The organism is Nitrospirillum amazonense, assembly GCF_007828045.1.
Taxonomy (GTDB): domain Bacteria; phylum Pseudomonadota; class Alphaproteobacteria; order Azospirillales; family Azospirillaceae; genus Nitrospirillum; species Nitrospirillum amazonense_C.
Window position 1 is genome coordinate 55,502 of the sequence record NZ_VITN01000014.1, and the last position, 26,047, is coordinate 81,548.

Genomic DNA, 26,047 nt, shown 5'->3' on the forward strand with positions numbered 1-26,047 from the left:
TCAGTCCCCCCCCCGACGGTCCCAGGGGCCTCCCTTCCCTGGGGCCGTCCAAACTCGAGTTTTGGCAGTTGAAAACAAAAATCCCCGGGGGCGCCCGTTCCCCGGGGATTTTCCTTTGGCGATGGTCTCGTCCATCACCCCAGCCGGCGATAGCCGCCGTCGGCATAGAGCAGCGGGTCGACCTCGGGCCGGCTGCGGGTCCACAGCACCTCGCCCACGATGACGCGGTGGCTGCCGTGGGGCAGCTCGGCGGCGCGGCGGCAGATCAGGGTGGACTGCGCGCCGATCAGGCAGGGGGCGCCCATGATGTCTTCCCACACGTCGGGCTTGAAGCAGTCGGCCGTCCGGTTGGGGGCGCCGAAGGTGCGTGAAATCTCTTCCTGGTCGGCGTAGAGGATGTTGATGGCGTAGGTGTCCACCGCCAGGATGCGGTCGTGCATGCTGCCCGACTGGTTCAGCGCGATCAGGACCGATGGCGGCTCGAAGCTCAAGGAACACAGGGCGCTGACCGTGGCGCCCGCCGCCCCGTGCGCATCCCGCAGCGTCACCACGGAGACGGAGGCGGCCAGGCGGCGCATGGCCTGGCGCAGGCCATCCGTGATGCTGGCGGCGTCATCAGGCGATTGAAGAGCGGGTGACGTGGACATGAGGCCTCAATAGACAGCGCGAGAGCAGGCCCACCTTACCTGTCGGTCATGGTGTTGCCAGCCCAATGTTTCGGCACAAGACCCAAGCGGGGGGCATAGGACACCGCTTCATCCGGGATGACAAGGCGGATCAACGCTTAGTCAAAGGACCGTGCGCTGCGGTACCACATCGGCCCGCCGGGCCGTAATTGAATAGTTCTCAACAGCCTTTCGTCCGCGCCCAATCCGTCAGCGCGGGGCGCCCGGCCTGTTCATGTCGAAACGGGTCTCGGGCGTGATGGCGGCGTAGGCCGAGGGGCCGCCGCCGCGCAGGATGATGCCGGCGCCGAAGGTGTCGAAGACACCGTCGACGATCAGGTGGCGGGCGATGTGGATGGCGACGGCCTCGCCCATCACCAGCCAAGAATCCACGTCGGTGCCGTCATGGCGCCGCAGGCGGTGGATGTCCGTCACCCGGCATTCGAAATGGACGGGGCTTTCGGCCACGCGCGGCACGTCGATGTGCACGGCCAGCCGCTGGGTCAGGCCGGCGGCCTCGAACTCGTTGGTGCCGTAGGGCACGGGGGCGCTGGTGGCGTTCATCTGTTCCGCCAGATCGCGCGTGGCCAGGTTCCAGACGAAGACGCCCGTTTCCTGCGCGTTGCGCAGGCTGTCCTTGGCGCTGGTGCTGCAGAAGCCCACAATGGGCGGGCGGTAGTTGAACAGGTTGAAGAAGCTGTAGGGCGCCAGGTTGACACTGCCGTCCCGCCCCCTGCTGGAGATCCAGCCGATGGGACGGGGCCCCACCATGGAGTTCAGCGGGTCATGCGGCAACCCGTGGCCCTTGGCCGGCTCATAGGAATAAAGGTCATCGTGCTGGCGCATAAGGTCCTGTCCCGGCGGTGGGGCGGCCGCCGCTGGCGTCTTCCTGCGGTGGGGCGGCCGCCCGAATTGCTAACCGCCTGAACATAAGGGGCCCGGCGCGCGCTTTGAACGCGGCGTCGACGCACAGGTCTGTTGCGCAACCGGCAAGGGCGCGGGCTGTCAGGCGACCTGCTTGGACGGCGCAGTGGCACCGCCCCCGACGTCATCCCCCTTCACCCCGTTGCCCTTGTCAATGGGCCCGTCCTCCAAGGCGCCGATGCTGACTTGCAGCAGGCGGCTGATGCCCTCGGCATAATCCTGGCTGGCCTTAAGGGCGAAGCGCTGGCCGCATTCCTGCAGCTCCTGCGGCGTGCGACAGGCCAACAGTTCAGCGCAGGCCTCCCTGTCCTCGTGCATGCGCAACTCCCAGAAGCGGCTCATTTCCTGGAAGAAGGCCATGCCACCGTGGGCCATGCGGCCATAGGCGTGCTGGATGTCACCCAGCCAGGCAGCGTTGTCGGCCAGCATGGTGCCGAAGAGGGCCTGGTTGGTCCGGTCGTTCGGTGGAAACGGTGCTTTGACAGCGTCAGGCATAGCGTCCTCCCCTCTGTTGCGATCCCCGGCACGGGTGGCACGGGCAAGGCCCCGGTGCCGCGGGCGAGACGAACGAAGCAAGCATGGCGGCCCCGCACCTCCCTCCCCTGAGACGGGCTCAGGGCAGATGGGTACCGTGTCGCCCGCTGGATGGACTGGCGGTGCCAGCATAGCACAAGCCGCCCGGCGGCCCCATCCCCCGTCAGTCCCGGCGGCCTATTGTTTTCGGCGCCGTTCCGGGGGACGGAAGGACAGGACGACGATCCCTTGGATCTGCTGTTGGTACTGGACACGCCCCTGCCCTCCGGCCTGCTGGTTCAGGCGCGCCTGCTGGGCGTCATCATGGCGGAGCGGCGGCGCCGAGGAGGCCCGCGCCATCCTGGAGGCCGGCCTGATCAGGTCCTGACGCCGCGCAGAGCCAGGCGGTACAGGCAGGGCATGACCAGTAGCACCAGCGGCAGTTGCACCGCCAACCCGGACAGGATGGCGATGGCCAGCGGCTGCTGCATGCCCGCCCCTTCACCCAGGCCGAAGGCCAGCGGCAGCAGGGTCAGCATGGCGGCCAGCGTCGTCATGGCGATGGGGCGGAGGCGGTTGCGCCCCGCCCGGGACAGCCGCTCCACCAACGGCATGCCCGGCGGTAGGCTCTCGAATTCCGAGAAGAAGAAGATCGCCACCTCCGTCACGATGCCGACCACCATGGTCATGCCCATCATGGCGGTGATGTTCAGCTCCGTCCGGGTCAGCCACAGTCCCACGAACACCGCTCCCGCCGCCAGCAAGGGCATGACCAGGATGACCAGGGCGGTGATGAAGCTTTCGTACAGGAACAGCAGCAGGACGAAGACGGCGGCCACGGCGGCGGCGAACACGGTCAAAAGGCCGCGAAAAGCGATGCGCTGCTGCTGATAAAGCCCACCGAGTTCATAGCGCAAGGGCGCCTTCACCAAGTGCTGGCTGTCCAGCAGGGCGGTGACGTCAGCGGCGACGGAGCCCATGTCGCGCCCCTCGATGCGGGCGGTGACGGCCACCATGCCCTGCAGATTCTCCTGCCCGATCTCCGGCTCCCCACTCACCGGCACCACCGCCGCCACCCGTTTCAAGGGAAACATGTGGCCGTCGGGGGCGCGCAGGCGCAGGTTGGCCACGTCGGTGTCGGTAGTGCGCACCGCCGCCGGCACCCAGACCCGTACGCCCACCTGCTTGGCGGCCAGCGCCGTCTGCAGCGGCAGCTGCGTCGCCACCGCACCTTGCAGGTAATCGGCCACGGCCGCCGTGACACCGGCCACGTCCATGCCCTCCACCGCCGCCCGGGCGGCATCCACGCGGATGTCCAGGGCGTCACCGGCCGGATTGACGCCGTCCTTGATATCGACCACGCCATCCACCTTGGCCAGGGCCGCCGCCACGGCTCGGGCCGTGGGCAGCACGGTGGCGGGGTCGTCGCCAAAGATCTTGACCTCGATGGGCTGCGGCACGGCCGTCAGGTCGCCGATCAGATCCTCCATCTGCTGGGCGATCTCCACTTCCAGGCCCGGCACCCCGTGGGCGAGGCGGGCCCGCACCTCGGCGATGACCTCATCGATATCGCGGCGGCCGGTCGGTTTCAGGCGCACGAAATAATCGCCCCGGTTGGGCTCGTTCAGCTCCCCGCCCAGACCGGCGCCGATGCGCCAGGACCAGGTGGCGACATCGGGGGTATCGGCCAGGATGGCGTCCACCTGGTGCAACAGGCGGGACGTCTCGGTGATGGCCGTGCCGGGGGCGCTGCGGTAGTCCAGGACGAAGCCGCCCTCATCCATGTCGGGCATGAAGCCGGAACCCACGGCGCGGTAAGCCAGGCCGCCCAGGATGATCAGGGGGAGAACGCCGGCCAGTGCCAGCCACGGCCGGGCCAACAGGTGGGCCGACAGGCGGCCGTAGCGGTCATCCACCCAGGCCTGCACCCTGCCGGCGCCATGCGGCTTATGGATGTCGACCAGCCGTTCCACCGCCAGCGGCACCGCCAGCCAGGTGATGATGAAGGAAAAGGCAAGGCCGGAGGCCATGGTCAGCGACAGCGCCTGGAAAAAGGCGCCGGTGACGCCGTCCAGGAAGGCCAGGGGCACGAAGATGACCAGGGTGGCGGCGCTGGACCCGGCCAGCGGCCGCGTGAACTCCCGCGCGGCGGCCAGCACGCCGCCATCGCCGTGCCCCTCGCGCAGGCGGCGCACGATATGCTCCACCATGACGATGGCGTCGTCGATGATCAGGCCCACGGCCGCCGCCATGCCGCCCAGGGTCATGATGTTGAAGCTGAGACGCAGGATGCTCAGCAGCGCCACCGTGGCCGCCAGGGCCGCCGGCACCACCAAGGCCGCGATCAGGGTGATGCGCACGTCCCGCAGGAACAGCCATAGCACCAGGGCCGCCAGCACGATTCCGATCAGCACGGCGTCACGCACGCTGGCGGCGGAGGCCAGCACCAGCTGGCTCTGGTCGTACCAGTTGCTGACCGTGACACCCTTGGGCAGGCTGGCCGTCGCCAGCCGGTCATGCACCGCCTGGGCGATGCGCACGCTGTTGCCGTCGCGCTGCTGATAGACGTTCAGCAGCACGGCGTCGCGGCCGCCGGCCGTCACCCGCGTCCATTGCGGCACGGTGCCGTCAACCACCTGGGCCACGTCGCCCACCGTCACGACACCGCCGGCCCCGCTGGACGGGGCCCCGGTGGACAGGACGACATGGCGCACGGCGTCCAGGCCGGTCAGGCTGTTGTCCGACACCACCAGGAACAGCTTGTAATGATCCTCGATGCGGCCCACGGCCTGCACCAGGCTGGCGTTGCCCACCGCCTTGACCACGTCCTCAAAGGCCAGGCCATGGGCCAGCAGGCGGTCGGGGTCGGCGATGACCTGGAATTCCTGCTCCGCCCCGCCGGCGACACCCACCTCGGCAACGCCCTCGATGCCGGCCAGCAGGGGACGCAGCTGGAACTGCGCCAGGTCCCGCAGCCGCATGGGCGACAGGGTGTCGGAGGTCAGGCTGTAGGCAATGATGGGGAAGACCGTGGGTTCCATGCGGCGCACGGTCGCGGTAGAGCCCGCCGGCAGGGTGGGCAGTATCTGCCCCACCGCCGCGTTCACCTGCAGCTCCGCCGTGGTCATGTCGGTGCCCCAGGCGAAGGTGATGGACAGTTCCGCGCTGCCCCGGCTGGTGGTGGAGCGCACGTCCGTGACCCCGGGCACCCGGTGCACCGCCTGTTCCAGCGGTCGCGTGGCCAGCAGCAGCATCTGCGGCGCCGGCCGGTCGCCGGCATCCAGCGAGACACGCACCCGGGGGAAGGTCACGGCGGGAAACAGGGTGACGGGCAGGCGGCCCGCCATGATCAGGCCCGCCAGCACCGGCAGGGCCAGCAGGCACAAGAGCGAGCGGCGATGGGCGGCCACCCACGCGGTGAAGCTGGTCATCGGGCGGCCTCGACCTTGACGGCTGCGCCATCCTCCAACCCGTAATTGCCCAGGATGATGACCGGCAGCTCGGGGTCCAGCTTGCCGCCGCTCACTTCGGTGCCGGCCGGGCCTTCCACGCCGGTTTCGACACCCACGCGCCGGGCCTTGGCTCCCGCCAGCTGGAACAAATAGGCGCCATCCTCATCCGTCAGCACGGCCTGCCGGGGGACGACATAGCCGTCGTGCCGGTCGGTGGTGACGGCGATGCGGGCCGGGGTGCCGGGCAGCGCGCCGCCGCCGCCCTCCAGGATGACGGTCACGTCCACCCAGCGGGTGGCGGGGTTCACCATGCCGGCGATGCCGGCCACGGTGCCAGGGAGGGCGGTGCCGGGCCCCACCATGGGCGTCACCGCCACCGGTTGACCCACCTTGATCGCGGCGACCTCGGCCGGGTCCACACCCGCCACCACGCGCACCCCCGCCCCCCGCCCCAGCCGCACCACGGGCGCGCCCGGCTGGATGCGATCACCCAGGACCACGGGGATGCTGTCGACATAGCCGTCGAAGGGGGCGGCCAGGGTTTCGGTGGCATGGTCGGTGCCCAGGCGCCGCTCCGCCTCCAGCGCGCCGCGCGCGTCCCTTTCCGCCTGCTCCGCCGCCGCCACCTGGGAATTGGTGGCCAGGTGCTGGTCGCGCAGGGCGCGCGCCCGTTCAAGCTCGCCCGTGGCGAAGATCAGGGCGGAGCGCGCCTTGGCATAGCCGGCGGCGGCCGTGGGGTCCGTCACCAGGTCCACCAGGGGGGCGCCCTTGGCCACCGGCTGGCCCGGCCGCACCAGCACGCGGGCCACCTGCCCCGCCCGCTGGAAGCTGATGGTGACCAGGGCGTCGCTGTCCGGCGTCAGGGTGCCGTAACCACCCACGGTGACGCTGACCGCCTGGCGGGCCAGGGGGGCGGTGCGCACGGTGACGACGGCGGCCGGCTCCTCAGCGGCATGGGCGCCACCGGCCAGCGGGGTCGTGGCCAGCAGGGTCGCGACCAGCAGCGTGGCGCGCAGGGCGAACTTGGTCATGGGGTCGCTTTCTCGGTCGCGTCTGGGGCCGTGGCCAGGTTTTCCGGCAGGTCTCCGCCGATCAGGGTCATGAGGTTGACGCGCTGTTCCTGTACCGCCTGGTCCAGCTTCAGTGCCTCCAGCCGGTGGGACAGCAGGGCGCCCTGCAGGTCGGCGAAGGTGCGTTCATCCAGGCTGCCGGCGCGGAAAGCGGTGTCGGCGCCGGTCGCCGCCCGTTCCAGGATGGCAACGCTGTCGGCCGTCGCCTGCGCCTGGGTTTCCAGCTGGTCCAGGGCCAACAGGCCCTGGCCGACACCGGCCACCGCGGCGTCCAGACGCGCCTGGTAGTCCTGGCGCAGCTGCTCCCGCGTTGCGCGCTGCACGGCGATGGCACCCTGGTTGCCATCGAACAGCGGCAGGCTGATGGACAGCGCCAGGCTTTGCGTCTTGACGTTGGAGGTGTCGCGGGCCCGATTGCTGCCGATGCTGAGGGTCGGAAACTGGCCCAGCACCGCCTGCCACACCGCCGCCTCCTGCGCCTGATAGCCGGCCTTCAGCGCCAGCAGGTCCGGCCGGCGGCCAGCCAATTGCGGCAGATCGGCCTGGACGCGGTCGGCCGGCGGCAGGGGCAGGTCGCTTGCCGTCAGGGGCGCCAGGGCCAGGGCGGCTGCCGGCGTCAGGCCCAGCAGGGCGTTCAGGTCCATGCGGTTGCGCAAGGCCTGCTGGTCCAGGTCATGCAGCTGGGTTTCCACGCCGTTCAGCGCCGCCAAATCGCTGACCACGTTGGGCAAGGTTTCATCCCCCCGCCCCATGGCGGTGTTGGTGAGGCGGTAGCGGTCGGCGAACAGCCTGCGGTTGGCCTCCAGCACCGCGCGCTGGCGCTCAAAGGCCTGGGCCCGCACCACCAGCAGCCGCGCCTGGGACACCACCTGCCATTCCTGCCACAGCAGGTCCAGATCCGCCCCGCGCAGGGTGGCCGCCGCCGCGTCCTTGCGGGAGGAGCGGGTGAGGAAGGGCATGACGTCCTGCATCAGGCCGATGGTGAAGGCGTCCATCACCGCGGGGCCCGAGGTGAGGAAGCCGTAGTCCACCGACAGCTGCGGGTTGGGCAGCAGGCCCGCCGTGAACGCCTCCGCCACCGCCACGCCATGCTGGGCGCGGGCGGCCTTCAGCTCGGGATTGCGCGCCACGGCCACCATGGCCACCGCATCGACATCCAGCGGGCGGGCTGGGTCGATCGTGTGGCGGCGCAGGGCCGGCAGGGGCATGGCGGCAGCATTGACGGTAATGCCTGCCAGGTCCCGAGCCAAGTCGGGCGCATCAGGCAAGGGGGCCGGGCTGTAGCTGGCGCAGCCGGCCAGGCAGGACAGGGCCAGCAGACTGGCCAAGCCCCTCGATGTCAAGCGTGATGGAATCATGCGATGCGTTCTGGAAGAAGAGGTCGCGAAATCATGGAGGCACGACGCCAGAAGACGGGACCACCCACCATTGACTTTTCAGTTAGTCTTCGACCCTCACGCATTTTTCATGGATGACGGCCCGATTCACTGGGCCGGTTCCAGCACCAGCACATGGAAGCTGCCGGGCACCATGGCCGGACGCCCGCCCGCCTTCGCAGCCTCGAAGGTCGCCGTCGGCAGATAGACGCGGCCGGTCACCGGATCCAAGGCGCCGGTGCGGGCCCCCTTCTCCGTCGGCACCACGGCGGTGACGTCGGGCACGCCCCGGGCATCCTGGCTCAGCACCGTCAGCACGCCGTCATGGCCGCATGGGATCAGGAAGCGGTGGTTCCTGGCGTCCAGGATGACGGCGTCCGCGCCCTGGCCGATGGACATGCTGGCCAGGACATGGCCGTCGGCGGCGTTCATCGCCACGGCCCGCCCGCTGGAACAGGCGGTGACCAGGACGCCCGTGGCCGGGTCCAAGGCCAATCCGGTGGGACCATCGCAATCCGCCAGCGGTCGCCGCGCCAGCACGGCATGGCCGGGCAGGTCGATCACCACCAGTTCGTTCCTGTCCTCCACATTGACGTAGAGATGCCCCTGCGCGTCCGCCGCCGCGAATTCCAGCGCCCCGCCCACGGCAATATGGCCGACGATGGCACGGGCGGCTGGATCGATCAGGGTGATGTCGCCCTGCTTGCCGTCCATCACCGCCACCAGCTTGCCGGCCTGGACCACGGCGTCCGGCTTGGTCCCGGTGGGCAGGCTGGCCAGCACGGCGCCGTCGGCGGTGTTGAACAGGGTGGCGGTGTTGCTGTCGCCGTTGGTGCTGACGGCCAGGCCGCCGCCCAGCGGCAGCACGCCATGCACCCGCTGGCCCGGCACCAGGGTGGGCGTCAGCCAGCCGCTGTCCAGGTCCAGCGCCAGCACGCCGTCGCCCCGGGCCACATACAGCCGGCGGGCGTCGGCATCCACGCTGGCGTAGTCCCACGGCCCATCGGGGGCGGCGATGCTGGCGCCCTTGCGGTAGGGCGCATCAGCGGCGCCGGCCGCCCCCACGATGGCAAGGCCGGCGGACAGGAAGGCGATGGCGGCGAAGGAGAGGCGACGGGGCATGATCGGGATGTCCAAGCGATGAAACCCCTGCTCAATAACCGCATCCCGGCCGGGGGAACGCTAACTTTTGCGTTAGGGCCGCGTCTGCCCTGGTGCCCCACGGTGGCAAGGCCGCTATCGTGCGCCGAGATGCCCTGAGAATGCCCAGCCAGAGTTGCCCGCCCATGCCCAGGATATTGGTGATCGAGGATGAGGAGCGGACGGCGCGCGAGATCGTCGACGCGCTGAAGGCCGAAGGCTATGCCGTCGACCTTCGCGCCGACGGTCCCGCTGGCCTGGCGGCGGCGCGCGGCGGCCATTACGACGCCATCACCCTGGACCGCCTGCTGCCGGGCCTGGACGGGCTGACCTTGCTGGCCGACCTGCGTCGGGAGGGGGTGACCACGCCCGTGCTGGTGGTCAGCGCCTTGGACGGGGTGGATGACAAGGTGCGCGGCTTGCGCGCCGGCGGCGACGACTATCTCACCAAGCCCTTCGTCCTGGCCGAGTTGGTGGCGCGGGTCATGGCCCTGGCCCGCCGCCGGGCGGACAAGCCGGCCGGCACCCTGCTGCAGGTGGGCCCCCTGGTCATGGATCTGATGAACCGGCGGGCCACGCGCGGGGCGCGGGACCTGGACCTGACACCACGTGAATTCCGCTTGCTGGAATACTTCGTGCGCAACGCGGAACAGACCCTGACCCGCAGCATGTTGTACCAGGCCGTGTGGGAATACAGCTTCGATCCCGGCACCAACGTCATCGACGTGCATATCGGCCGCCTGCGGCGCAAGGTGGACTGGGATAACGAGGACCCGATGATCCGCACCGTGCGCGGCGGGGGCTGGCGCCTGCATGCCCCGGATTGAACTGTTCCGCCTGGCGGACCTGCCACGCACCACCGCCTTCCGCATGACCCTGCTGTTCGGCGTGCTGATGATCACCGCCGTGCTGCTGGTTCTGGGCTTCGTCTATTGGCGCACGGGCGTGTTCCTGACCCGTCGGCTGGACGACACGCTGGTGCGCGAGACGGAGGAATTCCTGCGCACCTCGGTGCCCGAGCAGTCCACCCATATCGAGAGCCTGGTGGACAGCGACGGCCGGGGGTACTGGAAGGCCCTGCTGCTGGCCCCCGACGGCCACGTCCTGGCCGGCAACCTGCCGGCACTGCCGCCGGAATTGACGGGGATCGACGGCAAGGTGCACGCCCTGCCCCACGGTGCCGGCCCGGCACCGGAGCATCACCACAAGGCGCGTGGCCTGGCCCATCGCCTGCCCGACGGCGGCGTCCTGGTGCTGGCCCTACGCACCGATGAGGTGCATGAGGTGCGAGAGCTGATCCTACGCGCCATGGCGGCCGGCCTGGTGGGCAGCGTAGGACTGGCCCTGGCGGGTGGCCTGGCGCTGAGCTTCGGCACCCTGCGCCGGATCGAGGCCATCCACCGCGCCAGCGCCACCATCATGGCGGGCGACCTGTCGCAGCGCCTGCCCACGCGCGGTTCCGGCGACGACTTCGACAAGCTGGCCGCCATCGTCAACGCCATGCTGGGCAAGATCGAGGGGCTGATCGGCGACGTAAAGGCGGCAGGCGACAACATTGCCCACGATCTCCGCACCCCCCTCACCCGCCTGCGCACCCGGCTGGAAGGTGCCCTGCGCCGGGGCGGCGATGTCGAGACCCATCGCGCCGCCATGGAAGACGCCATCAGCGACGCCGACCAAATCCTGTCCACCTTCCGCGCCCTGCTGCGCATCGCGGCGGTGGAGGATGGCCGCCGCCGCGCGGCCTTCGCCCCCGTCGATCCCGTGGCCCTGGCGACCGCCGCCGCCGAACTGTATGAACCCCTGGCCACCGCCCAGGGCCTGGCCTTCGCCGCAGACATCCACCCGGTCGGTCCCGTCACCGGCGACGCCGACCTGCTGTTCGAGGCGCTGGGCAACCTGCTGGACAACGCCATCAAGTTCACGGCCATCAAATATGGCGGGGCGGGTGGGGCCATCAGCCTGACCCTGCGGCAAGAGACGGGACAGGCGCCGGAGCTCACGGTCCGCGACACCGGGCCCGGCATCACGCCGGAGCAGCGGGACATGATGTTCCGCCGCTTCACCCGCAGCGACGACGCCCGCCACACGCCCGGCAACGGCCTGGGCCTGAGCCTGGTGGCCGCCGTGGTGCAACTGCACGGCTTCCACCTGGACGTCGAGGACGGCCTGCCCGGCTGCGTCATGCGCATCCGCCTGGGCCAGGGGGCCGACTAGCTACTCGGCCGCCAGCAACTGACGCGTCAGGCCATCGCAATCCACATCGTCGGCACCGCCGAAGTCGGGCAGCGGAATGGGGATCAGGCGGCCGATGGTGATGCGCGGGGACCGGATCTTCCCCCTGACCACCACGGGGGCGTGCAGGTCCAGAAGGTCGAATTTCTTGGTATCAGCCGTGACTTCGGTATCCACCTCCTGCGTCTTCAGCCGCACCTCGCCATTGACGTGGACCACGGATTTGCGGGTGTCCATCAGGGTGCGGTCGAAGGCCACCTGGCCGTGGTTGAAGTTCAGGCGGCCCAGGGCGCAGCGGATGGGGATCTGGTCGTCGCCGGTGATGTACAGCACCAGGGCGTCGGCGATCTGCAGGCCGGCCAGGCTGACCATTAGGGAACTGATGGTGCCGCCGGACATGGTGACGACGACGTTGCCGGTGGCCGACCCCATGACCTCCGCCAGGGAATGGCCGTTACCCACCAGTTGCACCCGGCCCCGCAGCTTGCCCTTGGTGGTGTCGAAATAGTCCGAGCCCCGGAAGAAGGTTTTCAGGTCCACGTCCTGGTAGGACAGGTTGGCGCGGGTCTGCGGATTGTCGGTGCGGGCGTCCAGCGCCATGGTACCGGCCAGGGTGCCGCCGGCCACGCTCATGCGCAACGGGTCCACCATCGCCTGCCCGTCCCGGATGCGGACGCGGAAGTTCAGGGCCGTCACCGGCAGGTAATCCGGCGCCACCACGCGGCGCGCGTCCAGGCTGACATCCATGTTCATGGCCCGCAGCCGTTCCATTTTCAGCGGTACGTCGGGGAACAGGTTCCCTGTCGCCTCCAGCTGGGCCTGAGTCTTTTTCTGCTCCGCCGAGACGTTGCCCTTGGCGCCGGGCGTGGCGCCCACCAGGGGGGCCAGGTCGGCGAAGGCGAGATGGTCGGAGGTGAGGTGCGCCGTGAGGAAAGAGGGTTTGGCGTGGTGGTCGATGGCGATGTCGCCGGCCAGGTCGCTGTCGCCCGCGTGCCAGGCCATGTCCACCACCCGCCAGACGCCGGGCTCATGCGTCAGCTTGCCATTGATGCGGTAGGGCGGCGTGGGCGGGCCGGGGATGCCAAGCAGAGGAAAGATGTCCGAGAGGTTGGGGCCGGACAGCGCCACCTGCACATTGGACCCGGTGAACTGGAAGGGATCCTGCAAGGTGCCGTTCACCGTCAGCTTGGTGGCCCCGTAATCGACCTTCAGGTCCACGGGATAAGGCTGGTCCGTGTCACGCAGCATCAGCACGCTGCCGCCCACGAAATGCACGGTCAGGGGCTGGTTCTCGATGCTGCCCTTCAGGTCCAGCTCCGCCTTGGGTTCGGCGGGGGCCTGGCCGGTGGCGGTCTGCACCGTGCCGTCGAGGTTCAGCTTGCGCTTGGCGTCGCGATAGCTGACACGGCCGTCATCGATCTCCAGCCGGCCGATCAGCGGCACCTCATCCCGGCTTTCGGGCTTCAGCTGGTTGAGGGTGCCACTGGCCACGGGGCTTTCCCCGGGGCTCCAGTTCCACTGGTCCTGGTCGTCCTTTTCCAGCGCCACCACGGGCTGGCGCAGGATCAGCTGGGGGAAGACCAGATTGCGGTGAAGCAGCAGGGGCTTGAGCTCGATATCCAGCTCGATCTGCTTGGCCGTGAACAGGTGCGGCGCCTGGCCCCAGTCGGTGTTGGAGACCTGCACGTCGTTCAGCAAGATGTGGGTGACCCAGCCCCAGTGGACGGCGATCTGGCCGATCTTGGTCTTGCGCCCGGAAAAGGCGTCGGCCCGGTTTTCCAGCTGGGCGCGCACATAGTCGGAGGTGACGAAGAAATAGACCCCCGCTCCGGCCAGCAGCAGCACCACCACCAGCACACCCAGGGACCAGCCGATTATCTTGAATGCCCGTCGCATGGCCCAAATCCGTAAAGCAGGTTCCATCCGGCAAGCCCCCACCCGGCAAGCCCAGCGTTCATCCCCATCCCCTGCCAACCGCCAAGGTGGTGTCGCGGTTCCCTGGCGTGCTTTTGGGATGCCTTTGCCGGCGGCCGCCCCTATGGTGGCGGCCAAATAGGGCTTTGAGGAACGAACCCATGCTGTTGCACCTGTCCACCTGGTCGGAGACCGAGCGCCACCTGGAACGCTCCAAGACCATCGTCATCCCCATCGGCTCCAACGAGCAGCACGGCCCCACCGGCCTGCTGGGCACGGACTGGCTGTGCCCCGAGATCATCGCGCATGAGGCGCACAAGGGCGGCGCCGACATCCTGGTGGGCCCCACCTTCAACATCGGCATGGCCCAGCATCATCTGGGCTTCCCCGGCACCATCAGCCTGCGCCCCTCCACCTTCATGGCGGCCATCGGCGACTGGGTGCGGTCCCTGGCCGTGCACGGTTTCGAGCGGATCTATTTCCTGAACGGCCATGGCGGCAACGTCGCCACCATTGAGGCCGCCTTCTCCGAACTGTATGCCGAGGCCAGTTTCGCCAAGCGCCGCGCCGGCTTCGCCCTCAAGCTGCGCAACTGGTGGGATCTGCCCGGCGTCAACGCCCTGGCGCAGCAGCTGTTTCCCGCCGGCCACGGCAGCCACGCCACCCCATCGGAAATCGCGGTGACGCAGTGGGCTTATCCGGACGCCATCAAATCCGCCGAGTACACGCCCAAGATCGCCGGTTCCGGCCCCATCCGGGAGGCGTTGGACTTCCGCGCCCGGCACCCGGACGGCCGCATGGGCTCCGACCCCGCGCTGGCCACGCCGGAAAAGGGCGGCCAACTGGTGCGGCTGGCGGTGACCGGCCTGGTGGCCGAGGTCGCGGCCTTCGGCAACGAGCCCGCCGTCTAAATGTCAAGAGGGGCCTTGCGACGTCGCAAGGCCTACCCGGCCCGGCATAGCCAGCACTCGGAAGAAGTGCCCGGCGCCCTGGTGGAGATCGAGGTGACCGCCGCCAAGGTGAAGCACTGACCTGGTTGGCGGGCCCTCTCCTCAGGTCATTTCCGGCAGATGGTCCAGGACTTTGTCCAAGGTGACGGGATAGTCGCGCACCCGGACGCCGGTGGCGTTGTAGACGGCGTTGGCCACCGCCGCCCCCACGCCGCAGATGCCCAGCTCGCCCACGCCCTTGGCCTTCATGGGCGAGGAAATGGGATCGACCTCATCCAGGAAGACCACCTCCTGGTGCGGGATGTCCGCATGCACCGGCACCTCGTATCCCGCCAGGTCATGGTTGACGAAGAAGCCTCGGCGCTTGTCCACCGCCAGTTCTTCCATCAGGGCCGCCCCCGCCCCCATGGTCATGGCGCCGATGACCTGGCTGCGTGCCGACTTGGGGTTCAAGATGCGTCCGGCGGCACAGACCGCCAGCATGCGGCGCAGCCGGATCTCACCCGTGGCGCTGTCCACCGCCACCTCCACGAAATGGCCGGCGAAGGTGGATTGCTGGTACTTCTTGTCCAGGTCGCCGTATTCGATCTGGTCTTCCGCCACCAGGTCACCATCCTTGGCCGCCTGGGCCAGCGGTACGGTGTGCCCGCCGGATGAGACATGTCCATCGGCGAAGTGCGGCTCGGCGGCGTTGAAGCCCAGCTTGCGCGCCACGGACTGGCGCAGCTTCATGCACGCGGCATAGACGCCCGCCGTCGAATTGTTGGCGCCCCACTGCCCGCCGGAGCCGCAGGAAACGGGGAAGTTGCTGTCACCCAGGCGCACCGCCACCTTGTCCAGCGGCACGCCCATGGTTTCCGCCGCCGTCTGGGCGATGATGGTGTAGGTGCCGGTACCGATGTCGGTCATGTCCGTTTCCACCGTCACCATGCCCTGGCCGTCCAGGCGGACGCGGGCGGCGGATTTGGTCACCAGGTTATTGCGGAAGCCCGCCGCCATGCCCATGCCCACCAGCCAGCGCCCCTCCCGCACGCTGGCGGGCTTTGGGTCGCGCTTGGCCCAGCCGAAGCGCTCGGCCCCCTGCCGCAGGCATTCCGTCAGCTGGCGTTGGGAGTAGGGGCGACCCGGCTTTTCCGGATCCTCTTGCGTGTCGTTCAGGATGCGGAACTGGATGGGATCCATGCCCAGCTTTTCCGCCATTTCATCCATGGCGACCTCCAGGGCCATCAGGCCGGGCGCCTCGCCGGGGGCGCGCATGGCGTTGCCTTCCGGCAGGTCCAGCACGGCCAGGCGCATGGCGGTCAGGCGGTTGGCCCCGGCGTACAGCAGGCGGGTCTGCTGCACCGCCGTCTCCGGCTTGCCGCCGGGCAGATCGCCGGACCAGCTTTCGTGGCCGATGGCGGTGATCCTGCCCTCACGCGTGGCGCCGATGCGGATGCGCTGGATGGTGGCGGGACGATGGGTGGTGTTGTTGAACATCAGCGGCCGGGTCAGCGCCACCTTCACCGGCCGCCCCGCCACCTTCGCGCCCAGGGCCGCCATCAGCGCGTCACTGCGCACGAACAGCTTGCCGCCGAATCCGCCCCCGATGTAGGGCGAGATCAGCCGAATATTTTCCTCAGGTATGTTAAGGGTTTGCGAGACGTCCTTGACACCCCAGTTGATCATCTGGTTGGCGGTCCACAGGGTCAGCTTGTCGCCGTTCCAGGCCGCAATGGTGGCATGCGGCTCCATCATCGCGTGGCCCTGGTCGGGCGTCGTGTAGGTGGCGTCCAGCTGCACCGGCGCCGCAGTGTAGGCGCCATTGAAATCGCCCACCGTGCTGTCCGGTTCACCCTTGGCCACTGTCGCCCCGTTCCGGGCGGCTGCCAGATCATAGGCCCCGGCCTCCGCCTGATAGTCCACCTTGATCAGGCCGGCGGCGTCGCGTGCCTGCTCGAACGTCTCGGCCACCACCAGGGCCACGGCCTGGTGGTAGTGTTGGATTTCCGGTCCGCCCAGCAGGGCGGCGGTGTTCCACTTGCCCTTGCCCAGCGTGCCCGCGTTCTCCGCCGTCACGACGGCGATGACGCCGGGGGCAACCTTGGCGGCGGCGATGTCCATGCGGCTGATGCGGCCCTTGGCGATGGCGGATCCCAGGATGAAGCCGTGGGCCTGGTTGGCCACCACATCGTGCCGCTCATAGGCGTAGGGCGCGGTGCCGGTGGTCTTCAGCGGCCCATCAATCCGGTCGGTGGCCTTGCCCACCACCTTCAACTGGTCGATGGGGTTGGCGGCGGCGGGTGTGTCGAACTTCATGGCGTCACCCCCTCGCCTCTGCCAGCACGGCGGCCAGCGTGCGTTCGGCCAGCCGAACCTTGAACCTGTTGTCGTCCGTGGGTCGGGCATCGGCCAGCAGGCCGGCGGTGACCGCCTTGGCGCCCTGTTTCATGTGCGCCTCCGCCGCCTCCACCCGCCAGGGCTTGGGCGCCACGCCGCCCAGCGCCACCCGGCCGGTGCCGTCGGGCTGCACGATGGCGGCGACGGAGACCAGCGCGAAGGCGTAGGAGGCGCGGTCACGCACCTTGTGATACAGCTGCGCGCCGCCCACCGGTTTGGGCAGGGTCACGGCCGTGATCAGTTCCCCCCGCTCCAGCGACGTTTCCACATGCGGCGTGTCGCCGGGCAGGCGGTGCAGCTCGGCAATGGGAATGGCGCGGGTGGCGCCGCCGGGCCGCACCGTTTCCACGGTCGCATCCAGCACCCGCATGGCCACGGCCATATCGCTGGGGTGGGTGGCGATGCAGGCCTCGCTGGTGCCGACGACGCCCAGTTGGCGGCTGACACCGCCGATGGCGGAACAGCCGCTGCCGGGCTGGCGCTTGTTGCAGGGCTGGTTGGGGTCGTAGAAATAGGGGCAGCGGGTCCGTTGCAGCAGGTTGCCAGCCGTGGTGGCGACGTTGCGCAATTGGCCCGAGGCGCCGGCCACCAGGGCCCGGCTCAGCACGGCATAATGCCGGCGCACCCGCATGTCGGCCGCCAGGTCGGTGTTGCGCACCAGGGCGCCGACGCGCAGGCCGCCGTCCGGCGTTTCCTCGATCTTGTCCAGGCCCAGGCCGTTCACGTCGATCAGATGGGCTGGCGTCTCGATCTGCAGCTTCATCAAATCCAGCAGATTAGTGCCGCCGGCGATGAAGCGGGCGCCGGGTATGCTGGCCGCCTTGGCCGAGGCATCCGCCGGGGACGTGGCGCGTTCATAGGTGAAGGGCCTCATGCCGGATCCCTCCCGTTCTGTTGGTCCGCCATCTTCTGGCCGGCCACCTCGGTCATGGCCTCCAGGATGTTGGAATAGGCGCCGCAGCGGCAGACGTTGCCGCTCATGCGTTCCCGCATCTCGGCGTTGGTGGCCTGGGGTGCGTCCGTCAGGCTGGCGGTGACATGGCTGGGGATGCCGGCCTTGATCTCATCCAGCACGGCAACGGCGGAGCAGATTTGGCCCGGCGTGCAGTAACCGCACTGGTACCCGTCATGCTTCACGAAGGCGGCCTGCATGGGGTGCAGCTTGGCCGGCGTGCCCAGTCCCTCCACCGTCGTGACGCTGCCACCCTCATGCATGACGGCCAGGGTCAGGCAGGAATTGATGCGCCGGCCATCGACAATGACGGTGCAGGCGCCGCACTGGCCATGGTCGCAGCCCTTCTTAGTGCCAGTCAGGCGCAGATGCTCGCGCAGCGCGTCCAGCAGGGTGGTGCGGGTGTCCATCTCCAACGTCTGCGCCGCGCCGTTCACGGTAAGGGACACGCGGTTCATCACAGGGTTCATGATGGGCACCGGACCAGGATGGGGGGCCGATGGCACATCGGCGTCAGCGGGCATAGCCTGGCCGTGCCGCGGCGTCGCCGTCAAGGCGGCGGACGCCGCCGCCCCCAGCAGCAATCCGCGCCGGCTGACATCGGCATTCCCATGATTTCGCATGTCGTCCCCTCTGCTGTCGTCCCCTCTGCCAGCCACCAACACGGCAACGCGATGCCGCCAAGGTGCCGCTTCTGAACCCGGCAGGGCCGGCTTGGTTCCCATCGCCCCTGGTCACAAACGCGGAACCATAACCGGGATGGTGGGTTTTGCTGCCCCATCATCCCCACGCAAGAGAGGAGGCTCCGATGCAGGCGGTGCGTATCCACAGCTTTGGCGGGACCGAGGTTCTGACGCTGGAAGATGTGCCCAAGCCCGAGCCCGGCGACTATGAGGTGCTGGTCCGGGTACAGGCGGCCAGCGTGAACCCAGTCGATTACAAGATCCGCAATGGCAAGTATCTACCGGCCGACCAGTTGCCCCTGACCCTGGGCCGCGACATGTGCGGCACGGTCGAGAAATGCGGCCGCGCCGTCACCGGCTACGCGGAGGGGGACGCGGTCTTCGCCATGCTGCCCACCGACCGGGGCGGTTATGCCGAATACGTGGTGGCCAACGTCGCCCATTGCGCGCCCAAGCCGGAGCGGCTGGACGCCATCCAGGCCGCCGCCGTCCCGCTGGCGGCCCTGACGGCCTGGCAAGGCCTGTTCGACCATGGCCGCCTGAAGGGCGGGCAACGGGTGCTGGTTCATGGTGCTGCCGGCGGCGTGGGCCATTTCGCCGTGCAGTTCGCGAAGGCCTATGGTGCCACGGTCTACGCCACCTGTTCCGAAGGGGATCTGGAATGGGTGCGGTCGCTGGGCGTGGACCAGGCTATCGACTACAAGAACCAGCGCTTTGAGGATGAGGTGCCGGAGGTTGACCTGGTTTATGACCTGGTGGCGGGGGAAACCCAGGACCGGTCGTGGTCGGTGTTGAAACAGGGCGGCATCTTGGTTTCCACCCTGACCGAGCCGTCGGCCGACAAGGCCCGGGAGCATGGCGCCGAGGGCACGCGCTACACCGCCCATCCCGATGGCCGCCAGTTGGCGGAGATCGGGCGCCTCATCGACGCCGGGCGGGTGCGGATACAGATCGACAAGGTCTTCGCCCTGGAAGAAGCGGCGGAAGCGGAGCATGTGCTGGAGGACGAGCATGTGCGCGGGAAGGTGGTGCTCAAGGTCGCTTGAGACCCGGGCGGCGGGCTTCAGGGCCCGCCGTGACCGCCCGTGGCGCCGAAGACCTGACCGGTGGAGAAGGTGTCCTCGTTGCTGGCCAGCAGCACGTAGAGCGCCGCCAGCTCCGCCGGCTGGCCCGGCCGGCCCAGGGGCGTATCCGACCCGAAGGTCACCAGTTTTTCCGGTGGCTGGCCGCCGCTGGGCTGCAGGGGCGTCCACACCGGGCCCGGCGCGACGGCGTTCACGCGGATGCCCTTCTTGGCCAACTGCTTGGCCAGGCCCTTGGTGAAAATCATGATGGCGCCCTTGGTCGCCGAATAGTCCAGGATGTTGGGCGACGGGTCGTAGGCGTTGACCGAAGCGGTGTTGATGATGGCCGCCCCTTTGCCCAGGTGCGCCATGGCCGCCTTGGTGATCCAGAACATGGCGTAGACGTTGGTCTTGAAGGTGTCGTCGAACTGCTCGCTGCTGATGTCGGTGAGGCTGTCCACCGAATGCTGCCGGGCGGCATTGTTGACCAGGATGTCCAGTCCCCCCAGTTCGCGGGCGGCGTCCGCCACCAGCTTCTGGCAGAAGGCCTCGTTCCGGATGTCGCCCGGCAGGGGCACGGCCTTGCGCCCCGCGTCCTGGATCAGCGTCACCACTTCCTTGGCGTCAGGTTCCTCCACCGGCAGGTAGCCGAAGGCCACGTCAGCCCCCTCGCGGGCGAAGGCGATGGCGGCGGCGCGACCGATGCCGCTGTCGCCGCCCGTGATCAGCGCCTTGCGCCCCGCCAGGCGGCCGGATCCCTTGTAACTTTCCTCGCCATGGTCCGGCCTGGGGTTCATGCGGCTGGCCAGGCCCGGCGGTTCCTGCTGTTCCTGCTTGGGAAAGGGCGGACTGGGATAATCGGGCGCCGGGCGTTTGCCACCGGCGGTCGCGGGCACCGCCTGGGCGGGGGCCGCCGTGAAACCCGCCATCGCCGTGCCCGCCGCCAAACCGCCGATGACGGCGCGACGGGAGGTGCCGTTGCCTTCTTCGCTCATGATCCTGCCTCCGCAAGGGGTGTGCGGCGTCAACAGGCGCAATCGCGACGGGTTCCGTTTCGCCGGGTCCAAAAGGCCAGGGCTCGGGAACGAAGCCCGGCAATGGCGCTTAAGCATGCGGTCCCCCCATGCGGGGGGTGACGCCCTGTTGGAGGTGACGCATGACCAAGCCGCTTCGGTCCCCAGGCGATCCCCTGGGCATCCCGGTCCCGCTCCGCGCCTATATCCGCCGGCCGGCGCCGGCCACGATGCAGAACGCGCCGGGCCGCAAAATGTCCTGGATTTTGACTTATGAGGCCAAGCACACCCATGAAACCGATCCGCTGATGGGCTGGAAGGGCGGCGGCGACCCGCAGATGGACGTCTTCCTCGCCTTCGACAAGCTGCAAGAGGCGGTGGACTATGCGGAGCGGCACAACCTTCCTTATGAAATCAGCGATCCGGAGGAACGGCCGCGCCCCCTACCCCGGCCGCAGACCCACCAGATGCGCCAGGTGCTGAGTGGCCCCACCCTGGCGCCGGCCCGCAAGGAGGACCCCAGAATCCGGGGGCACGAGACCGTGGTGACGACACCCGGCCCGGTCGTGCCGCAGGCCATGGCCCAGGGCCAGAAGGCGTTGGTGGACCAGGCCAATGCCCCGCCGCCCTATGTGCCCAACCGCGACGTGGTGGGTGACGCCAGCGAGGACTCCTTCCCCGCCAGCGACCCGCCCTCCTGGACGCCTGTGACGGGAGAGGCCAAGAAAACGGTCTAACGGCATCATTTTTTTCGGCGCGCCAGGGGAATATCCCGCCGGTCCCACCCGTCAGAGGGGACAGGGACTTAGGGAGCCGCTGTATGACGCCGAGACAAAACCTGTTTTCCGCCGCGCTGATGTCGGTCTTGGCCGTCGGGGGCGCCAGCACCGCGCGCGCCGCTGGCGACGCCGCCAACGGCGCCGCCGTCTTCAAGAAATGCGCCGCCTGCCATTCGGCGGAGCAAGGCGTGAACAAGGTGGGGCCCAGCCTGTTCGGCGTGGTCGGCCGTCCGGCCGGCAGCATCAGCGGCTACAGCTATTCCCCCGCCGTGCGGCAGGCGGCGGCCAAGGGCCTGGTGTGGAGCGAAGAGACCATCGTCGCCTACCTGGCCAACCCACACAAATACCTGGGCGATTTCGTCGGCGACCCATCCGTTTCGAACAAGATGCCTTTCAGTCTGGCGGATGAGCAGCAGCGCCGGGACGTGGTGGCCTACCTCAAATCCCTGGCGCCGCAATGAGGCGCGCGATCGTCCTGGGCCTGCTATTGGTTGGCCTGCTGATGGCTGGCGGCATTGCGGACTTGGCCCGGGCTGAGGCGCTCGTGCTGCCGCCTGATCAGGCGGCCCTGCGGAATGAGATGGCGCGCATCCATGCGGGCCATGTGGACGCCGACGCCCTGCAACGCATCGACAGCGACATCGCCGCCATGCCCCCGGGCGCGGCGCACATGGGCATGGCGACGGGCGGCATGGCGACGCAAGCCCCCTACCCCAGCCTGAAGGCCGCCCAATTCACCCCAGCGCCGGCCCCGCAGCCGGCGGCGTCAAAATGGACGCGCCTGGCCAGCTACGCCCCTGACACACCCAAGGCCGACGCCCCCAAGGGCGACGCGCCCAAGGCGGACGCCAAGCCGCAGCGCACCTATGTCGGGCGCGAGACGTGCGAGAGCTGCCACCAGCAAGAGGCGACCAACTGGGCGCACACCATCCACGCCAAGGTGTTCGAGCAGAACCCCCGCACGGAGCTGCAGGCGCAGAATTGCGAAGCCTGCCACGGCCCGGGTTCGGCCCATGTCGAGGATCCCTCGGACCTCACCACCATCATCAGCTTTTCCAAGAAAAGCAAAACCCCGGTGGCGGAGCAGAACGGCCAGTGCCTGACCTGCCATGCCGGCGGCCAGCGCATCTTCTGGCATGACAGCATCCACGACAGCAATCAGCTGGGCTGCGCCGATTGCCACAACCCCATGACCACCTTCGGCGCGCGCGGCCTGACGGCACGGGAAAGCATCAACGAGACCTGTTTCCAGTGCCACAAGGCCCAGCATGCGGAGTTCGCCCGCCGGTCGCACATGCCCCTGCTGGAGGGCAAGCTGAGCTGCACCGACTGCCACAACCCGCACGGCTCGACCACGGCGCCCCTGCTGAAGGCCGATAGCGTGAACGAGGTCTGCTTTACCTGTCATGCCGACAAGCGCGGCCCCTTCCTGTTCGAGCATGCGCCGGTGCGCGAAAGCTGCCTGAACTGCCATTCGCCGCACGGGTCCAACTTCGAGAACCTGCTGAACGCGCCGCGCCCGGTGCTGTGCCAGCAGTGCCACTCGCAGGATGGCCACCCGGGAAGCCTGCTTACGGCCGGCAACATGGCGCGCGGCCCCATGCCCGACCCGCGCCTGATCGCCACCAGCTGCCAGACCTGCCACGTCAACATCCACGGGTCCAACAGTCCCTCCGGCGCACGGTTCGAACGATGAGACCTCGTCTGCAAACCTCCACCCGCTGGCTGCTTGCGGCCACCGCCCCCTTGGCGGCGACGGCGGCCCAGGCCGACAGCGGCACCACCGGCTATGGCGGCCCGGGCAACGTCCTGAACCCCACGGCCCAGGTGCTGAACCGGGCGCGGGACAACGACGGCCTGTCCATCATCGACGACGTGACGCGCACGCCCACGGGGCTGATGTACCCGGTGCCCTTCCGCACGCCGGAAATGACGCAGAGCCAGAGCGACCCCGACTGGTGGACCCAGGGCTGGCTCGAGGCCGGCATCATGGGCACCTTCGGACAGGACAGCCGCTCGGCGGCGCTGAACGAATACGGCGACTGGAAGAACGGCTTTACCGTTACCGGCCTGGGCTTCTCGGCGGAGAACCGCAAGACCGCCTTGCACGCCTCCGCCTACGGCCAGAACCTGGGCCGCACCGACCAGTATTACCAGGTGGACATCGGCCGCTATGGCGTGTTCGACCTGCAGGCCTATTTCGACAGCATCCCGCACACCTTCTCCACCACCGCGAAATCATTGTGGGATGGGGCGGGCACCGGCAACCTCACCTTGCGGGGCGGCCTGACACCCGGCGCATCCACCCCGGCGCAGGTCAACGCCGTGGCGGCGGCGGTGGGGCCCAGCACCCTGCGCATCCTGCGGGAAAAGGCCGGCAGTTCCCTGACCTACACGGCGGATGAGCATACCGAGCTGTTCCTGAAGATCTCGGATGAGCGGCGCAACGGCACCCAGCCCATCAGCGCCACCTTCGGCTATCCGTTCCAGAACGGCGCCACCCAGCTGATCCAGCCCATCCATTACCAGACCGTCGATGTCACCGGCGGCGTGCGCTACAAGGAACAGAACTTCCAGGCCAACCTGGCCTACGCCGGGTCCTTCTTCCGCAACGACATCCTGGATCTCACCTGGCAGAACCCGGGGCTGACGTCGAACACCACGCCCGGCGCCTATATTCCCCAGACCGGGCGGCTGAGCCTGGCGCCCAACAACGACTATCACACCGTGAAGGGCGATCTGGCGGTGCAGTTGTCGCCGGCCTCACGCTTCACCGCCAGCCTGTCCTACAGCCTGATGCGCCAGGATGATGAGTTGCAGGCGCCCAGCACGGGCGGCGGCCTGATCACCAGCGGCGCCAACACCATCAACCTGAGCCAATGGAACAGCGCCTCGGCGCTGAGCCAGCCCACGGCCAACGCCGCCATCAACATCCTGAACGCGGTGGCGCAGTACCATTACACCGTCAGTCCCGACCTGGGCCTGACGGTGGAGGTGCGCGACCGGAATGAGGCCAACCGCACCAACTACGTCGCCTACAACCCGCAGACCGGGCAGTACGGCTATATCGCCATCGATGGCGGGCTGGCGCCCTTCATCCCGTCCCTGAGCGGTATCTACCGGGCCAACACCCCGGGCAGTCTGGTCCAGATCCGCAACATGCCCTTCGCCAACAACGAGTTGCAGGCAACGGTCAAGGCGGCCTACCGCCTGGACACCCATTGGAAGCTGGACCTCAGTTACGAGAACGACATCATCGACCACACGGTGCGGGAGATCGCGGACGCCAACGACAACATCGCCCGACTGCAGGTCAGCACCACGGGCTATGACTGGGGTACCGCCCGCCTGTCCTACGAATTCGCACGGCGCATCGGCAGCGACTACCAGTCCAACCCCTACACGCCCTATTATTCTTCGGCCCTGCCCGGCTATATCCCCGCGACGCCGGCCGGCGACCCCGCCTTCGCCCTGGCCGACCTGCGCAAGTTCGACGTGGCCAACCGGACGGAGCATGTGCTGCGTGGTCAGGCCAACTACATCCTGTCCCCGCGCAGCGACCTGCAGTTGACCGGCAGCGTCAAGGTGGACGAATACGACGCCGCCTACGGCCTGCAATCCACTCACGCCTTCGATGTCACCACCGCCTATACCTACCAGCTGTCGGCGGCGACCACGCTGACCGGCTATTTCACCTATCAGAACCAGGACCGGGGCGTGGCCAACATCAACGCCACCGGCAGCGGCACCAGCGGCAGCGCCGGCGGCCCGGGCTATCCCCTGGCCAACGGCTGGACGGAAACGGTGGGGTCGGACAATTACACGCTGGGCCTGAACGCCCATCACAGCTGGGGCGTCATCTTGCTGAACGCGGACTACACCTTCACCCGCGCCAGCACGGCCATAGCCTACGCCTTCGCCAGCACCGGCGCCTTCTTCAACAGCCTGACGCCGGCCCAGGCCGGCAGCAGCTTCCCCGATATCACCTACGACAGCCACGCCCTGCAAACCGACGTGCGCTGGCAGATGTCGGAGGAGCTGTCCTACCGCCTGTATTATCGCTTCAATTATGAGCGGGTGGTGGATTTCCACTATACGGGCCTGACAGCCGGCGCCCTCAACAACAACACCTATCTGGGCGTCATTCCTGAGAACTACACGGTCCAGACCATCGGCCTGCTGGTTCAGTATGTCTTCTAGCTCAACGCTTGACGAAGACGACGTCGGTGTAGCGCTCCCCCGGCATCAGGCGGTTGTCAGGCCCGAATATGACATCAGGCGCCAGTTGGTCGGGGGTGATGGTCAGGGCCACGTCGAAGCCGGCGGCCACGTCGGTATCGCGGAAGCGGAAGTTGGTGGTGACCAGGCACAGAAGGCCACCCGGCTTCAGGCAGCGGGCGAAGTCCGCCACCATGGCCTGGAAGGTCGCGAAGTGCAGCACCGGGTCGCAGCGCTCGGCCCCGTTGACGGTCAGCCGGCCGTTGCACAGCACCGCCAGGCAGAAGATGGCGTCATAGGCGCCGTCATCCTCCCCGGCCGTGTTGTCGCCCACGGCGAAGTCCACGCCTGGCAGCCGCAGGGCGCGGGCCTCGGCGATGTTGCGGGGATCGATGTCGATGCCCTTCAGCCGCGCCTGCGGGAACAGCCGGCGCAGGCTGGCGACCTCCTGCCCCACCGAACAGCCGAAGGACAGCAGGCGGCGGTCCGGCCCGTCGCCCAGCCGATCGCGCACGAAGGTGAACAGCCAGGGATAGCGGTCGGGGGCCGTGTAGCTGAAGGGCTGGAAGCGCCGGGGCGAGCGGCGCCACGGCCCCAGGCCGCGCAGCAGGCGCATCGGCGTCCTCATCACATCCGTCACCGTCATGGCCGGCACCCCTTCAACGTGAGGCGGAAGCGTAGGACTATACGGTGTAAATTCAAACACTTGATGGGCGGTGC

At 68.6% G+C, this 26,047-nt stretch carries 21 protein-coding genes; 8 read left to right on the forward strand and 13 right to left on the reverse strand.

Translation table 11 applies throughout. The annotated features are described in order from the left end of the window. Window positions 1–134 precede the first annotated feature (134 nt). From FBZ89_RS20130 to FBZ89_RS20160, 7 genes are all read right to left on the reverse strand, one after another. Entirely contained in the window at window positions 135–647 is a 513-nt protein-coding gene (locus FBZ89_RS20130; RefSeq protein WP_145751634.1) for a flavin reductase family protein, read from the reverse strand. A gap of 228 nt (window positions 648–875) precedes the next feature. Beyond that, on the reverse strand, window positions 876–1,511 hold the full coding sequence (locus FBZ89_RS20135) for a flavin reductase family protein (RefSeq protein ID WP_145751635.1): 636 nt from the start codon (window positions 1,509–1,511) through the stop codon (window positions 876–878). A gap of 159 nt (window positions 1,512–1,670) precedes the next feature. Further along, window positions 1,671–2,084 carry a hypothetical protein gene (locus tag FBZ89_RS20140; protein ID WP_145751636.1) on the reverse strand — a complete coding sequence of 138 codons (414 nt, stop codon included), beginning with the start codon at window positions 2,082–2,084 and terminating at the stop codon, window positions 1,671–1,673. A gap of 395 nt (window positions 2,085–2,479) precedes the next feature. Then, entirely contained in the window at window positions 2,480–5,533 is a 3,054-nt protein-coding gene (locus FBZ89_RS20145; protein ID WP_145751637.1) for an efflux RND transporter permease subunit, read from the reverse strand. Continuing rightward, window positions 5,530–6,585 (reverse strand): efflux RND transporter periplasmic adaptor subunit, encoded by a 1,056-nt coding sequence (locus tag FBZ89_RS20150; protein WP_145751638.1) that lies wholly within the window; start codon window positions 6,583–6,585, stop codon window positions 5,530–5,532. Before FBZ89_RS20150 ends, FBZ89_RS20145 begins: the two co-directional genes overlap by 4 nt. Then, a complete protein-coding gene (locus FBZ89_RS20155; RefSeq protein WP_186457462.1) occupies window positions 6,582–7,952 on the reverse strand; it encodes a TolC family protein in 1,371 nt (456 codons plus the stop codon). The genes FBZ89_RS20150 and FBZ89_RS20155 overlap by 4 nt, the downstream gene beginning before the upstream one ends. Window positions 7,953–8,108: 156 nt before the next feature. After that, on the reverse strand, window positions 8,109–9,122 hold the full coding sequence (locus FBZ89_RS20160; RefSeq protein ID WP_145751640.1) for a YncE family protein: 1,014 nt from the start codon (window positions 9,120–9,122) through the stop codon (window positions 8,109–8,111). 164 nt (window positions 9,123–9,286) lie between these two features. Between FBZ89_RS20160 and FBZ89_RS20165 the strand changes: the two genes are divergently transcribed. Beyond that, window positions 9,287–9,967 carry a response regulator transcription factor gene (locus FBZ89_RS20165; RefSeq protein WP_145751641.1) on the forward strand — a complete coding sequence of 227 codons (681 nt, stop codon included), beginning with the start codon at window positions 9,287–9,289 and terminating at the stop codon, window positions 9,965–9,967. Next, window positions 9,954–11,357, forward strand: a complete 1,404-nt coding sequence (locus FBZ89_RS20170) for an ATP-binding protein (protein WP_145751642.1) — start codon at window positions 9,954–9,956, stop codon at window positions 11,355–11,357. The genes FBZ89_RS20165 and FBZ89_RS20170 overlap by 14 nt, the downstream gene beginning before the upstream one ends. Here FBZ89_RS20170 and FBZ89_RS20175 read toward each other — a convergent pair whose 3' ends face one another. Next, window positions 11,358–13,271 carry an AsmA family protein gene (locus FBZ89_RS20175; protein WP_186457463.1) on the reverse strand — a complete coding sequence of 638 codons (1,914 nt, stop codon included), beginning with the start codon at window positions 13,269–13,271 and terminating at the stop codon, window positions 11,358–11,360. It lies immediately after the preceding gene. Between the two features lie 179 nt (window positions 13,272–13,450). On the opposite strand from FBZ89_RS20175, the gene FBZ89_RS20180 reads away from it, so the two are divergent. Further along, on the forward strand, window positions 13,451–14,200 hold the full coding sequence (locus FBZ89_RS20180; protein WP_145751644.1) for a creatininase family protein: 750 nt from the start codon (window positions 13,451–13,453) through the stop codon (window positions 14,198–14,200). A gap of 141 nt (window positions 14,201–14,341) precedes the next feature. Here FBZ89_RS20180 and paoC read toward each other — a convergent pair whose 3' ends face one another. From paoC to paoA, 3 genes are read right to left on the reverse strand one after another with little or no spacing between them, the layout of a single operon-like run. Then, window positions 14,342–16,537, reverse strand: coding sequence for an aldehyde oxidoreductase molybdenum-binding subunit PaoC (gene paoC, locus FBZ89_RS20185; RefSeq protein ID WP_145751645.1), 2,196 nt, complete (start codon window positions 16,535–16,537; stop codon window positions 14,342–14,344). Between the two features lie 4 nt (window positions 16,538–16,541). Next, on the reverse strand, window positions 16,542–17,492 hold the full coding sequence (locus FBZ89_RS20190; protein ID WP_145751646.1) for an FAD binding domain-containing protein: 951 nt from the start codon (window positions 17,490–17,492) through the stop codon (window positions 16,542–16,544). Continuing rightward, on the reverse strand, window positions 17,489–18,193 hold the full coding sequence (paoA, locus tag FBZ89_RS20195; protein ID WP_145751647.1) for an aldehyde dehydrogenase iron-sulfur subunit PaoA: 705 nt from the start codon (window positions 18,191–18,193) through the stop codon (window positions 17,489–17,491). The genes FBZ89_RS20190 and paoA overlap by 4 nt, the downstream gene beginning before the upstream one ends. Window positions 18,194–18,378: 185 nt before the next feature. On the opposite strand from paoA, the gene FBZ89_RS20200 reads away from it, so the two are divergent. Beyond that, on the forward strand, window positions 18,379–19,299 hold the full coding sequence (locus FBZ89_RS20200) for an NADP-dependent oxidoreductase (protein WP_145751648.1): 921 nt from the start codon (window positions 18,379–18,381) through the stop codon (window positions 19,297–19,299). Between the two features lie 17 nt (window positions 19,300–19,316). Here FBZ89_RS20200 and FBZ89_RS20205 read toward each other — a convergent pair whose 3' ends face one another. Continuing rightward, on the reverse strand, window positions 19,317–20,312 hold the full coding sequence (locus tag FBZ89_RS20205; protein WP_211115287.1) for an SDR family oxidoreductase: 996 nt from the start codon (window positions 20,310–20,312) through the stop codon (window positions 19,317–19,319). A 161-nt stretch (window positions 20,313–20,473) separates the two neighbouring features. Here FBZ89_RS20205 and FBZ89_RS20210 point away from each other — a divergent pair, with 161 nt between their 5' ends. From FBZ89_RS20210 to FBZ89_RS20225, 4 genes are all read left to right on the forward strand, one after another. Then, on the forward strand, window positions 20,474–21,067 hold the full coding sequence (locus FBZ89_RS20210) for an NADH dehydrogenase ubiquinone Fe-S protein 4 (protein ID WP_145751649.1): 594 nt from the start codon (window positions 20,474–20,476) through the stop codon (window positions 21,065–21,067). Between the two features lie 83 nt (window positions 21,068–21,150). Further along, window positions 21,151–21,570, forward strand: a complete 420-nt coding sequence (locus tag FBZ89_RS20215) for a c-type cytochrome (protein ID WP_186457464.1) — start codon at window positions 21,151–21,153, stop codon at window positions 21,568–21,570. Beyond that, window positions 21,567–22,805 (forward strand): DmsE family decaheme c-type cytochrome, encoded by a 1,239-nt coding sequence (locus tag FBZ89_RS20220; RefSeq protein WP_211115288.1) that lies wholly within the window; start codon window positions 21,567–21,569, stop codon window positions 22,803–22,805. The genes FBZ89_RS20215 and FBZ89_RS20220 overlap by 4 nt, the downstream gene beginning before the upstream one ends. After that, on the forward strand, window positions 22,802–25,309 hold the full coding sequence (locus FBZ89_RS20225) for an MtrB/PioB family outer membrane beta-barrel protein (RefSeq protein WP_145751650.1): 2,508 nt from the start codon (window positions 22,802–22,804) through the stop codon (window positions 25,307–25,309). Before FBZ89_RS20220 ends, FBZ89_RS20225 begins: the two co-directional genes overlap by 4 nt. 1 nt (window position 25,310) lies before the next feature. Here FBZ89_RS20225 and FBZ89_RS20230 read toward each other — a convergent pair whose 3' ends face one another. Beyond that, on the reverse strand, window positions 25,311–25,973 hold the full coding sequence (locus FBZ89_RS20230; RefSeq protein WP_145751651.1) for a class I SAM-dependent methyltransferase: 663 nt from the start codon (window positions 25,971–25,973) through the stop codon (window positions 25,311–25,313). Between the last annotated feature and the right edge of the window lie 74 nt (window positions 25,974–26,047).